This window comes from Streptomyces sp. NPDC001108 (assembly GCF_053598535.1).
Genome location: NZ_JBSFKL010000027.1, coordinates 15493 through 28227 on the forward strand (window position 1 = coordinate 15493; position 12735 = coordinate 28227).

9 protein-coding genes and 1 pseudogene are annotated in these 12735 nt (G+C 69.9%); 5 read left to right on the forward strand and 5 right to left on the reverse strand.

Annotated features, from left to right (window positions below; all coding sequences use genetic code 11):
* Positions 1–8: 8 nt before the first annotated feature.
* Entirely contained in the window at positions 9–923 is a 915-nt protein-coding gene (locus ACWC97_RS32505) for an SDR family oxidoreductase (protein WP_450653256.1), read from the reverse strand.
* Positions 924–1176: 253 nt separating this feature from the next.
* Between ACWC97_RS32505 and ACWC97_RS32510 the strand changes: the two genes are divergently transcribed.
* On the forward strand, positions 1177–2676 hold the full coding sequence (locus tag ACWC97_RS32510) for a cryptochrome/photolyase family protein (protein WP_450653258.1): 1500 nt from the start codon (positions 1177–1179) through the stop codon (positions 2674–2676).
* Positions 2677–2846: 170 nt separating this feature from the next.
* On the opposite strand, the gene ACWC97_RS32515 is transcribed toward ACWC97_RS32510, so the two are convergent.
* Positions 2847–3719 (reverse strand): esterase/lipase family protein, encoded by an 873-nt coding sequence (locus ACWC97_RS32515; protein ID WP_450653260.1) that lies wholly within the window; start codon positions 3717–3719, stop codon positions 2847–2849.
* Between the two features lie 259 nt (positions 3720–3978).
* Here ACWC97_RS32515 and ACWC97_RS32520 point away from each other — a divergent pair.
* The 3 genes and pseudogenes from ACWC97_RS32520 to ACWC97_RS32530 all read left to right on the forward strand — a co-directional run.
* Positions 3979–4163, forward strand: a pseudogene (locus ACWC97_RS32520) (IS701 family transposase); the annotation flags it as partial.
* Positions 4164–4221: 58 nt separating this feature from the next.
* Positions 4222–4821 (forward strand): TetR/AcrR family transcriptional regulator, encoded by a 600-nt coding sequence (locus ACWC97_RS32525; RefSeq protein ID WP_352280456.1) that lies wholly within the window; start codon positions 4222–4224, stop codon positions 4819–4821.
* Positions 4818–6608 carry an alpha/beta fold hydrolase gene (locus ACWC97_RS32530; RefSeq protein WP_450653262.1) on the forward strand — a complete coding sequence of 597 codons (1791 nt, stop codon included), beginning with the start codon at positions 4818–4820 and terminating at the stop codon, positions 6606–6608. Before ACWC97_RS32525 ends, ACWC97_RS32530 begins: the two co-directional genes overlap by 4 nt.
* 376 nt (positions 6609–6984) lie before the next feature.
* Here the strand turns inward: ACWC97_RS32530 and ACWC97_RS32535 are convergent, their stop codons facing one another.
* Both ACWC97_RS32535 and ACWC97_RS32540 read right to left on the reverse strand, forming a co-directional pair.
* Positions 6985–7995, reverse strand: coding sequence for an aldo/keto reductase (locus ACWC97_RS32535; RefSeq protein ID WP_450653264.1), 1011 nt, complete (start codon positions 7993–7995; stop codon positions 6985–6987).
* A 229-nt stretch (positions 7996–8224) separates the two neighbouring features.
* Positions 8225–9007 carry an SDR family NAD(P)-dependent oxidoreductase gene (locus ACWC97_RS32540; protein WP_385213274.1) on the reverse strand — a complete coding sequence of 261 codons (783 nt, stop codon included), beginning with the start codon at positions 9005–9007 and terminating at the stop codon, positions 8225–8227.
* Between the two features lie 143 nt (positions 9008–9150).
* Between ACWC97_RS32540 and ACWC97_RS32545 the strand changes: the two genes are divergently transcribed.
* Positions 9151–9738 carry a TetR/AcrR family transcriptional regulator gene (locus ACWC97_RS32545; protein WP_352280459.1) on the forward strand — a complete coding sequence of 196 codons (588 nt, stop codon included), beginning with the start codon at positions 9151–9153 and terminating at the stop codon, positions 9736–9738.
* Between the two features lie 113 nt (positions 9739–9851).
* Here the strand turns inward: ACWC97_RS32545 and ACWC97_RS32550 are convergent, their stop codons facing one another.
* Positions 9852–12068, reverse strand: coding sequence for a fibronectin type III domain-containing protein (locus tag ACWC97_RS32550; RefSeq protein ID WP_450653266.1), 2217 nt, complete (start codon positions 12066–12068; stop codon positions 9852–9854).
* Positions 12069–12735: the final 667 nt, after the last annotated feature.

The following is a 12735-nucleotide window of genomic DNA, read 5'->3' on the forward strand; positions in this document are numbered from 1 at the left end:
GGTCCGGGTCACTCGCCCCGGTCGGGGCGCGTCGCCCGGGGGGCGGAGCGGTCGATCAACTTCTCCTCGATGCGGCCGCCCGTGCCGAGCAGTCCGGTCTGCTCGAACGAGTTCTCCCTCAGGAGCAGGGGAATCGCGCGGCGGGAGAGCAGGTCCACCGCGACGGGGAAGAACGGCCGCCCGGCCTGGGCGAGCCGGAGCCAGGGAGGGGCGTAGACGGAGGGGCGGCGCCCCTCGATCCCCCGGACCAGCCAGGACGCGACCTGCTCCACCGGGTACACGCGGCGGGCGGGGGCGGGCATGTGCCCGCGCAGTTCGCGCAGGACCGTGTGGCGGTCGACGTCGCGGACCATGTCCGTATCGGTCCAGTGCAGGTAGGCCACGCCCACACCGACGCCCAGGTACGCCACCTCGGCCCGCAGGGAGCGGGCGAAGGCCTCGGCACCCGCCTTGGACGCGCAGTACGCGCTCATCATCGGGGCGGCGCCGAAGGCGGCGGTGGAGGCGACCTGGAGGAAGTAGCCCCGGGTGGCCCGCAGCCCCGGCAGGAAGGCGCGCGCGGTGACCGCGCTGCCGACCAGGTTGACCTCCACGACCCGGCGCCAGGTGGCGGGGTCGGAGCTCTCGAAGGGGCCGCCCTCCGCGACGCCCGCGTTGGCGATGACGACCGACGGGGGACCGAGGATCCGCGCCACCTCCTCGGCGGCCCTCGCCATGCCGGAGTCGTCGGTGACGTCGACCTCCACGCAGTGGCTCTCGGTGCCGAGCGTCACCGCCACGGCGGCGAGCCTGGCGTGCTCCCGCCCCAGGAGGGCCACGCGCATGCCGCGCGCGGCCAGCAGCCGCGCCAGGGCGGCGCCGAGCCCTCGGGCGGCGCCGGTGACGACCGCGACACGGCCTCGGAGTTCCGGGGAACGGGGCATGAGGGCCTCCGACGGGGAGAGGGCGGTGACGGGACCGAACGTCTCGCCGCGTGCCGTGACTACTTCGCGGGACCCCCGCACGCCGGATGCGGGTGGCAGTGGCCTCGCGGCCGTATCACCCGATCGGACCGCATCCGGCCGTGGCACCGGGATCGAATCCCGGTTGGGCGCGGAGCTCCGGGCGACCGCGCGGCCCCGCGCCCGACGGCGGGCCGGGGGATGAGGACGGACCACGGATGAGGACGGACCACCGATGACCGACACGCACTGGCTCTTCGGGGACCAGCTCGGGCCCTCCTTCCTGGAACCCGGCGACCGCGGTCCGGCCCGGGACGCACCCGTGGTGATGATCGAGGCCCGGTCCGTCTTCCAGCGCCGCCGCTTCCACCGGGCCAAGGCCCACCTGGTCCTCTCGGCCATGCGGCACCGCGCCGCCGAACTCGGTGACCGGGTGACGTACGTGCGGGCGGACACCTACGCGGAAGGACTGCGGAAGGCCGTGGGCGACGGCCGGGTGACGGTGCGCCACCCGACCTCGCGGGCCGCGCTGCTTCTCGTCCGGTCACTCGACAACGTCACCGTGCTGCCGCCGCGCGGTTTCCTGGTCAGCCCCGAGCGGTTCGCCGCGTGGGCGGACGGGCAGCGCACGCTCCGCATGGAGAGCTTCTACCGGCACGTCCGGCGGGACCACGACATCCTGATGGAGGGCGGCGAACCGGTCGGCGGTACCTGGAACCTCGACCACGAGAACCGCCGCCCACCACCGCGCGGAGCCCCCACCCTGGGCGCCCCCGCGCCGTACCGGCCCCGTGAGGACGCGATCGACGGGGAGGTCCGGCACGACCTCGACCGCTGGGAACGCGACGGGGACGTCTCCTTCGTGGGCCGCGACGGCCCCCGGACGTTTCCCGCCGACCGCCGGCAGGCGCTCGCCGCCCTGCGGCGCTTCCTGGACCACCGACTCGCCGGCTTCGGCGCGTACGAGGACGCCGTGCTCGCCGCCGACGGCACCATGAGCCACAGTCTCCTGTCGGCCTCCCTCAACCTGGGCCTGCTCGACCCGGCCGAGTGCGTCGAGGGGGCGGAGGCCGTCTGGCGGGCGGGGGGCGCACCGCTGAACTCGGTGGAGGGCTTCGTCCGGCAGGTCGCCGGCTGGCGCGAATACGTGTGGCACCTCTACTGGTACTTCGGCGAGGAGTACCGCACGAACAACGCCCTCGGGCACACCGGCGCACTCCCTTCCTGGTGGCAGGAGCTGGACGCGGACGCGGTATCGGCCCGGTGCCTGGCTACGGCCCTGCGCCAGGTCCGGGACACGGGCTGGACCCACCACATCCCGCGCCTGATGGTCCTGGGCAGTTACGCGCTCCAGCGCGGCTGGGACCCGGCCGCCGTCACCGACTGGTTCCACCGCAGCTTCGTCGACGGCTACGACTGGGTCATGCTGCCGAACGTGGTCGGCATGTCGCAGTACGCCGACGGGGGCCGGATGACGACCAAGCCGTACACCTCGGGCGGCGCCTACATCGACCGCATGAGCGACCTCTGCGGCCCCTGCCCCTACCGCCCGGACCGCCGGGTCGGCGAGGACGCCTGCCCGTTCACGGCCGGGTACTGGGCCTTCCTCCACAGGCACCGCGGCCGTCTCGCCCGGAACCACCGCATGGCGCAGCCGGTACGGGGCCTCGACCGGCTGCGGGATCTGCCCGGCCTCCTGGAGCAGGAGCGGGCACGCGGGGCGGGTCCGCCCTGACGGGACGCCGGGCCGGACCAGGGTCCCTCACGGGCCGACTCACGTGGACATCAGACGACGCCCATATCCTGCGGCGGTGAACGGCCGCATGAGATGTGGCACTCAAGGCCTCGCACGCTCCAGGCGCGAGACCTTGAGCCGCGGCGGCTACCGTCCGCCCTGAGCGAGGCTCACCAGCGGGAGTGGAAGTACAGGGCGTGGAAGGCGGCGCGCAGCGGTGCGGCTCCCGCGCGCATGTCCGTCCAGGTGGAGCCGGCGTCATTGGAGTACCTCATCGGGTACCTGCCCTTGGTGAGGACGCGCAGGTCACTGTGCTCGATGCCCGCCTCCTCGCGGTAGAGCACGAGGTGGCGGATGCCGACACCGCGCGGAGTCGAACTTCCCGGCAGGACCGCGTCGTCCGCTTCAGACCCAATCGCCGTCCAGTCGGTGCCGCCGTTTCCCTGCGCGGCGTCAGTTCTGCGCAACCAGGCCATGAAGTCGGACGTCGCGGCCATGTCCTTGCACTGCCGGTTGTTGTCCACGATGCCGCAGAACTCTGCGACCCATGCTCCGTGGTGGGGACCACCGAGGGTGACGGCGTCCTCGATATAGACGTAGGGCGGCCAGTTCTTCTCGTGGCGCTCGGTGCCTGCGAGAGCCGCCCTGATGATCAGGCTGCCCATGGAGTGGCCGATCACGTCGACGGTACGGCCCCACTGGGAGTGGTTGAGGTAGATGTTCCAGGCGAGTCGGCGGCCCAGCTCCTTGATGCCCAGATCCCGGGTGCCGTCTTTCTTGGCCAGGTTGATGTCACAGCTGCCGGTGTCTTTGGCGTAGAAGCCGACCCGGACAAAGGTCCCCTTGTTCTTCTTCCAGCCCCACTGCTTGAGGGCCTTGATCGCCGTATTCCAGCGGTAGGCACAGCTGACACCGGGGACGTCCCCGGTGTCGTCGTACCCCTTGACCATGTACACGGTCTCGGTGGCGCTGTCGTCCCGCGGTGGGGGAGTCGGTCCTGGATCGGCGGCGCCGGGAGTGGCCAACGCCAAGAGCGCGGCCATGCATGCCGCCGCGATTCCTAAGCCCCGATGGTGTCTTCTCACCACTGATTCCTTTCACGGAACATGACGTTGCACGGCGAGGTCCTGCCGACCTCGGCCGGCTACCTGCTTCCCGAAGCACGGTGCTTGGTGAGGACGGACGAGACAACAGTGAACGGCCGTCCCGGACACCCGGCGGCAGCCCGGGCTGTTCAGCGGCGTGTCCCGGACACTGGTGCGGGGCACGCCGGCGTCGGCCGAAACCGCAATCAGCGCTTCCGCGTACTACGACTGGGCCTGGATCCACATCGGCACCAGCAGCCGTCACCACCTGCTCATCCGACGCAACCGGTCCACCGCCGAACTGCCCGTGCCTGCTACCGGTGCTGGTCACCCACCGACGTACCTCTGTCCGAACCGGTCCGCGTCGCCGGTGCCCGCTGGAGCGTCGAGGAGTGCTTCCAGACCCCGGGCCGAGGCGGATCATTTGCAGAAAATATATAGACCGGTCTATTCTTTGGGTATGACATCCAAGGGAGACAGGACCCGGGCCCGGCTCGCCGAATCGATGCTCGAACTCATCCAAACCAGCGGCTACAGCGGCACCGGCCTGAACGCAGTGATCGAGCACGCCGCGGCCCCCAAGGGATCGATCTACTTCCACTTTCCCGACGGGAAGGAGGGATTGGGGGCCGCCGCGATCGAAATCGCCACTCAGCAGTTCGAGGCTCTGATCGCCGAATCCGTGGCCTCGTCGGGGGGCGCTGCCGCAGCGGTACGCACCGTCGTCGAGACTCTGGCCACCATCGTGGGCGAGAGCGACTTCCGGCTCGGCTGCCCGGTATCCGTCGTCACGCTCGAAATGGGTGCGGAGAGCGAACGGCTGCGCCACGCCTGCGCAACGGCCTTTGAATCATGGATCGCCCTGACCGCGAGGTTCCTCGAAGCGAACGGGATCGCTACCGAGAACGCCCGCAGCCTGGCGACCGTCATTGTCTCGACGATCGAGGGCGCGGTCATTGTCTCCCGCGCGACGCGTAGCACCCAGCCGCTGCACACGGCCGCCGAAGTTGTGTCCGAACTCATCGCACATCGCGTCAACAACACGGAAGAGACCCGATGAGAACCCATGGAACGTCACGACACGCACTGGTCTTCGGAGCATCCGGGCTCATCGGACGACACCTCGTCATGACCCTGGCCGAAGCAGGCGCGAACGTGACCGCGGCGGTGCGCACTGCCGAATCAGGAACTCGCGTCATGCGATGGCTCCGCACGCACGGCCTGACACAACCCGTCAACGTGGCAATCGTCGACTTCGACGCACCTGAGATCCTGGTGGGCGGCACGGCGGCCTTCGCGGACGTGACCGAGATCCATAACTGCGCCGGCTCCTTCCGGTTCGGAATGCCGGCTGAGGAGGCGCGCAGCGCGAACGTCGGCATCGTCGAGAAGCTGATCGATTTCGCTTCGGATCTCACGCAGTTGCAGCGCCTGGTGCACATTTCCGGCTACCGCGTCGGTGGCCAGGATCCCGCTGCCGTGCCTTGGTCGGACGAGCACCGCGCGGCGGTGTATGCGGAGCTGGGTGGCTACGAGGCGTCAAAGGTCGAGTCCGATGCCATCTTCCAAGCCCGGGCCGCCGAGCGTGGGGTTCCCTGGACCATCATCAATCCGGCCACCGTGATTGGCGACAGCACAACCGGTGAGTCAGATCAACACATTGGGATCGCCACCACTGTCGAGCAGATGTGGCGCGGCACCGCGTCAGCACTCCCCGCCGGGAAGTCCACGTTCGTCCCGGTCCTGACGGTCGACTACATGGCGAACTTCATGGCCGCGGCAGCGGTCGATCCCCATGCTGCGGGCAAAGCGTTCTGGATCCTTGACGATGCGACCCCGCCGCTCGCGGACCTGTTCACCCAGGTTGGTCAGCACCTCGGCGCGAAGGTCCCGAGCTTGAGGATCCCGGTCGGTGTCATCAAGCACCTTCCCCAACGGGTCACCAAAGCGGATCCGGAGACCCTTGGCTTCCTGTCCTCCGATCGATACCCGACGGGGCCCGCCATCGAACTCGCCGCAAGGCATGGCATTCCAATGCCCGACGTACGGATCTCGCTCGAACGCTGGGCGGATTACATGGCCGCGCACCGGTTCGGGGCGGCGAAGGGCGACGACCGGCGGTTCATCGATGCAGGAGGTGTGCGGACATTCGAACTCGGCGCACCTGGATCCAGCAGGTTGATCCTGCCGGGCCTGCCGGTCAACGCCGATACCTGGGCCGACGTCGCCGCGAGCATCGGCGCGCGAGCGGTCGATCTGCCCGGCCTCGGCCTGAGCGGCGGATCGGGCATTCGGGACTGGGAACGCTGGCTGCCAGCGGTACTGGGCGAGGAACCTGTCGAACTCATCGGCCATTCCATCGGTGCGGCCGCGGCCGTGCTCGCGGCAGGCCGGCTTCCGGCTCGAGTCTCATCCCTCACGCTGATCGCACCGTTCTTCCTGCAACCCCCTGCAGACGGGGGGACTAGGTTGCGGCCGTTCGTACGCAGTTACCTGCGACACGCGGATCCACACCAGCTGTCACGTCGACTTACTGGGTCGGATACGAGCGCGGCGGCGCTCGCGACCACGGTCGACGACCTCAGACGTGGCCGTGCCGCGCACGTGGCCAGCCAGCTCGTACGCTCAGGATCGAAGCGCTGGCGCGCCGAGCTGCGGGAAGCGCTCAGGCGGTTCGACGGCCCCGTCCATATCATCACGGGAAGCGATGACCCGCTCGACCGAAGCGCTGCGAACGAGCTTGCCGCGCTCCCGAATGTCGACCTCGTCTCGGTACCGGGTGCCGGACACCACCCTCAGCTGACCCACGGTGACGCACTCATCGATCTGCTCAAGGACTTGAAATAGACAGGCGTTCCGGGGAAGCGTGCACACATCAGGGGCGGCCGCCCCACAGCGCGCGGCGAACGATCTGCCTCCCCGGGCTCAGAACCGGAGCCGCCCTCTCCAGTGCGGTCGGCCGTCGTACAGCCCTCTGACAGCGACCGCTCCCGAATCCCCACCACGAGGGCGACGAAGCCGTACGCGACAGCTCACCCGGCGAGCCGGCGGTACGTCCAGACCGATGTCGACGCCTGGCCGCCCGCGAAGAAGCCGCAGGCCTTCTCACCCCCTCGACCTGCCGGTCCTCGCGCACGCCGCGCTGCTCGCCGCACCGGTCCGTCTGGTCCCTGACACGCACGTCGGCGAACTGAAGTCTCGTCGAAGGCCCCTGTAGCGCGGACTACCGAGAGCCCGCCACGGACCGCTGCTTGTAGAAGGACTCCTCCAGGTAGGCGGCCTCGTGCGGCTGGTAGGGGTCCTCCAGGCAGGCGGCCTCGTCGTGGTCGAGTTCGACGTCCACCGCCGCGACGGCGTCGGCCAGATGGGCAGGCTTGGTGACCCCGACGATGGGCGAGGTCACCACCGGGTTGCGCATGACCCAGGCCAGGGCGATCTGGGCCGGCGACAGACCCCGCCTGCCCGCGATCTCGTGGACGCGCTCGGCCACTGCCCGGTCCCCGTCGCGGGAGAGGATCCTGCCGCCCTCGTCGGTCTCAGCGCGCGCCGTAGCAGTGTCCCGGGCCCGCGTCAGCCTGCCCCGCGCCAGCGGGCTCCACGGGATCACGCCGATGCCCTGGTCGGCGCAGAGCGGGAGCATCTCCCGCTCCGCTTCCCGATGGATGAGGTTGTAGTGGTCCTGCATCGACACGAACCGGGTCCAGCCGTTCAGGTCAGCCAGGTACAGGGCCTTGGCGAACTGCCAGGCGTACATGGAAGAGGCTCCGATGTAGCGGACCTTCCCGGACTTGACCGCGTCGTGCAGCGCCTCGAGGGTTTCCTCGATCGGGGTGTCCCAGTCCCAGCGGTGGATCTGGTACAGGTCGATGTAGTCGGTCCCCAGCCGCTTCAGGGAAGCGTCGAGCTCGGCGAAGATCGCCTTGCGGGACAGCCCGGCACCGTTCGGACCGGGGCGCATCCGCATCCAAACCTTGGTGGAGAGAACGACCTCCTCGCGCCGGGCGAAGTCCTTGACCGCCTGGCCGACGATCTCCTCGCTGCTTCCGGCGCTGTACCCGTTGGCCGTGTCGAGGAAGTTGACACCGCTCTCAAGGGCCTGCTTGATGATGTCCCGGCTGGCGTCCGCGCCCAGCGACCAGGGCTCGCCGCCCCGGTCCGGCTCGCCGAAGCTCATGCAGCCGAGGGCGATGGCGGAGACTTCCAGTCCGGTCGTCCCGAGTCTGATGTATCGCATGCTGCCGAACCTAGGAGTTGGAGTGTGCTCCAACGCAAGACGTCCCGGTCCGGCGACCTGGTCGCGAGAGCGCGCCGGCAACTGCCCGACCTGCGCCCGGGTTCACCGCAGCCTCCGCCAGATGATCCGCGACCGCGGCAAGGGGACGTCACCGGCATGACCTACGGCCCAAGGCCCAAGACCCAGGGCCCTGTCTCCCCGATCGCGACTGGAGAGACAGGGAAGGTGTTCAGGCGGTCTTGATCGCTCCGCCGTCGATGACATGGTCGGCGCCGGTGGTCGCGGCGGCGAGCGGTGAAACGAGGTATGTGACGAGGGCCGCGACCTCGTCCGGTTCGACGAGCCGGTCGATGAGCATGCCCATCGCCGTAGGCAGGCCGGCCAGGAGGTCGGATTGCTGGATGCCCATGGACGCGGCGAGCTCGGCGCCGTAGCCGGTCGGGCTCTCCCACATGTCGGTGCGGACCGGACCGGGCGAGACGGTGTTCACCCGTACCCCCTTCGGGCCGAACTCGTGGACGAGGGCCTTGCTGAACGCGGTCAGTGCGGCCTTGGCCGTCGTGTAGGCGACAGGGCCGCCGTGCGGCACGCGGGCGCCCATGGAGGACACGTTGACGATCGCGCCGCGGGCGGACAGCAGGGCGGGCATGGCCGCGCGGGTCACACGGACGGTCGCGAAGAAGTTCAGGTCCACCACCTGTGCCCACTGTGCGTCCGTCAGGTCCAGGAAGCCGCCGCTCAGACCGCCGTCACCACCGCCGATGTTGTTGACCAGGATGTCGATGCCGCCCAACTCGGCCGTGGCCCGGGTGACGAGGCTCTCGGCTCCGGCGGGGTCGGACAGGTCCACCGCGACCAGCGTCGCGCCGACCGCCTCCAGTTCCGGGGCGGGAGTGCGGGCTGCCGCGACGACCCTGACGCCCTCGGCGGTCAGGGCCCGGACGACGGCCAGCCCGATGCCGCGACTGGCACCCGTGACCAGGGCGGTTTTGCCGTTCAGTTGCAGATCCATGGTGTCCCCCCACGAATAAGAGCATCTTGTCTGTCGCAGAGAACGTAGAACATGCAACACGGTTGTTGCAACTACTTGGAGAGTCGACACATAGATGTACCATCGTCAGGTCGTCCGCCGAACCAGAAGGGGCCCGTACTCCCATGGCGCTGCCAGCCTCCGCCAAACCGCTCCGCGCCGACGCCGAACGCACGGTCCGCGCGATCCTCGAAGCCGCGGAGCGAGTACTGTCCGCAAACCCAGCGGCGTCGATGGAACAGATCGCCGAGGCTGCCGGGGTCGCCCGGACCACCGTGCACCGGCGGTTCGCCTCACGGGAGGCCCTGATCGCAGCACTGGCCGCATGGGCAACACAACAGTTCCACGACGCCGTCGAAGCTGCCCGGCCGGACACCACCCCACCTGCCGTAGCGCTCTACCAGGCCACCGCGAACGTGCTGCACGTGAAGATCGGATGGGGCTTCGCCATGAGCGCCCTCCCCACCGACGCCCCCGAAGTCGCACGCATGCACGCCGCGGTCCTGGCCCAGTGCGAGCGGCTGTTCACCCGGCTTCGCGACGCCGGACTCCTGCGGCCCGACACCGATCTGGACTGGGCGCGGCGCGTGTACTACGCACTCATCCACGAAGCAGCAGCCGAAGCACCGGACACCGACGCCGCCGTGGACACCCTCGCCACACGCGTGGTCGACACCCTGCTGCACGGCATCGGCACGCCGACCACCCCCTGATACCACCCCCCGGCCCCGATGGCGCTGCTGTCCGCGCAGCGCATGCCGGTGGCGGAGATCGCCGAGGTGAGGTTCACCAGCCCGGACCGGGTCCGGGGAGGCCGGACGGGGCGTCAGGGACTCTGGGTCGAGATGCCGAACGGCCGCGCCTGCGGAGCCGATTCGGTGCCGTCGGCGGCCACGGCGGTGACGACGTAGTAGTAGTACGCCGGAGCCAGGCCGGGGTCCGTGTACGTCCGTTCCGTCACGCCCGAAGCGATGCGGTGCTCAGGAGCGAAGACATTCGAGTCGGACGTGGACCGGTAGACGTTGTACGAGACGGTGGCGCCCTGGTCGCACGCTCCGACCTCCCAGCTGAGCCGGACGTAGTCCGCGCCCCTGCCGCCGGTGACCGGGGGAGTGGCCGGTGCGGTCATGACCGGGCAGGGCACGGCGGCCTCGGCCGTCGGCGAGAAGTCGGACCACATGCTGTGCGTGCTGACGGCGCGCACCACATAGCGCCACGTCTGGCCGGCCGGCACGTTCTCGTTCGTGAACGTGGTCCCGGTGACGAGCGGGGAGACAGCGTAGGCCGACGCGGGGTCCGAAGAGGTGGTGCGGTAGACGTAGTAGCCGGCCACATCGGTCGACGTGCTCGCGGTCCACCCCACCGTGACGTTGCCGTTCTCGGCCGTCGCGGTCACCGAGGCGGGCGCGGCCGGCTTCCCGTAGACCGGCAGGCGCTTGCCGTAGACGGTTCCATAACCGGGCTCGGGCAGGGGAGAGACGTTGCCGGACGTGTCGACGGCGCGGACGGTGTAGCCGAACTGCTCGCCGACCGGCACGCCGGCGTCCAGATACCCGGCGTCCCGCACCACGGCGACCTGCTCCCACGCGCCGAACATCGGCTTGCGCATGACGAGGTAGTGGTCCGTGTCGTCGGTGTTGGCCGTCCAGGCGAGGTGCACACCATCAGTGCCGTTCCACGCGTTCAACCCGTACGGCATGTGCGGCGCAGTGACGTCGCCGGTGCGCGTGGCCGAGGCCGTCGCCGACGGGTTCGACTCCGTGCCGTGCACCGTGACCGTCCTGACCTGGTAGTGGCGCACCTGCCCGATGGGCGCCGAGAAGTCGTCGTAGCCCGGGCCGGCGACCGGGGTCCCGGTCAGCCGGGTCCACGGGCCGGCGGCCGACTCCGCGGCGTAGACATGGAACCGGTGCGACGCGTCACCGTCGTACCGCCAGCCGACGGTGCTGCGGTCGACCCGGCCGTTGGCGGAGACACTCGTCGGCGGCAGCGGCTTGGGCTCGGTCACCTCCAGCCGGACGGGCACGGAGTACGGGGAGGCGTTGCCCGCGCCGTCCAGTGCCCGCACACGGTAGTAGTAGGTCGTACCCACGGCGGCGTCGACGTCGGTCAGGACGGTGCTCCGAGCGGGGACGGCGATGGAGGAGAACGGCCCCTCGGACGCGAGGGACCGCTGCACCTCATAGGAGCTCGCCCCGCTCACCGGAGGCCAGGAGAGCCGGGCACCGGACCCGTCGTACGTGGCCGCGAGCCCGACGGGGGTGGCAGGCGCCGTCCTGTCGGCACTGACGACGCGCGACGGCGAGGACAGCGGGGAGAGGTTGCCGGAGCGGTCGACGGCACGGACGGCGTACTCGTAGGTGGCGCCGGTGGCCGGGGGCGTGTCGGTGAAGGCGGCGCCGGTGATCGGCGTGCTGTTGAGCCGGCTCCAGGCGCCGGTGCTGCCGGTGCGGCGGTAGACGCGGTAGCCGGCCAGGTCCAGCTCGTAGTTGCGGGACCATGACAGGGTCGTCTTCAGAGTGCCTGCCGCATAGCCGGCCTTCAGGCCCGCCGGGGCCAGCGGAGCGGTCTTGTCGTAGGCGGCGCCGATGACGGGCTTGTAGGCGAAGGCGATGTTGGCAGTGCCGGTGAAGGCGGCGAAGTCCACACGCAAGGTATGGACCCCGCGCGGGATGGTGAGACGAAGAGTCTTCTTCTGGGTCCGGCTGACATTGCGCCACAGACTGATCTTGCGGTGACCGTCGAGGTAGACCCGCGCAGCGTCCTGGACGGCGACGGTGAGATCGAAGGGACCGCCGGAGCCGAAGTTGCGACTGGTGGACCAGCGGACGCCGAAGTTGTCCCGCGGCAGGGCGACGCCCGCCGGGTCGCCGAGGCCGTAGTTCTCGGCGATGGAGGTATCGCAGACAGTGGCCTTCGGAGCGCCGGTGAACGTGGTGTTGGCGTAGTACTGGGCCTTCCACACACCGGCCGAGCAGGTCACGGCCGCCTGAGCGGTGGCGGGGAAGGCAACTCCGGTCAGGGCGATGGCCAAAGAGAGCACAGCCGCACCTGCCGTACGGCGCGCCGCACCGAGGGATATGGGCATCTGTTGACAGTCACACTTTCGGTCGGGAGATGGGTACAAGACGCGTACTCCGCCCCGATCGTGTCATTCGCAAGATCGCTCGCGAAAGGGGGTTTGTGCGGATCACGTCAACCACTTCTCCGCTGCCCCCATCCGGCGGCGGACGGTACGTCACATGCCCGCGAGCACGCACTCGTCCGGCGCCCCGCGACCACACTGAAGACGTGCGACGACTGGGCGAACGGAGCGCTTGCCACCCCTCCTAACCTCTCCCCGCCCACGCCTTTCGCAGGAATCCAGAACCGGGACCACCGCTACACCGGGACCCGGACGCCGCATGCCCGGTCCTCGCGCCTGCACCGCATCGGCTTCCACGGCGAGGCCGAGGTGCTCCTCACCCGGGCCCTCGACGCGCCCGAACACGGCCACCGCCGGCCCCGCACCATGCACACCCTGAACGGAAACCAGCTGCCGGACGAGATCGAGGACCCCCGGGGCCGGAGGGCTACCCGCGGCCATGACCGCGGGCGAGGCGCCGCGCCCGCCCACACCGCCCGACCCGGGACTTCCTGCCCCTCGGCCAAGGAACCCCCGGACCGCGTACGGCACGCTGCGCCCCCGGCGGTCCAGCCCCCGCCCCGGA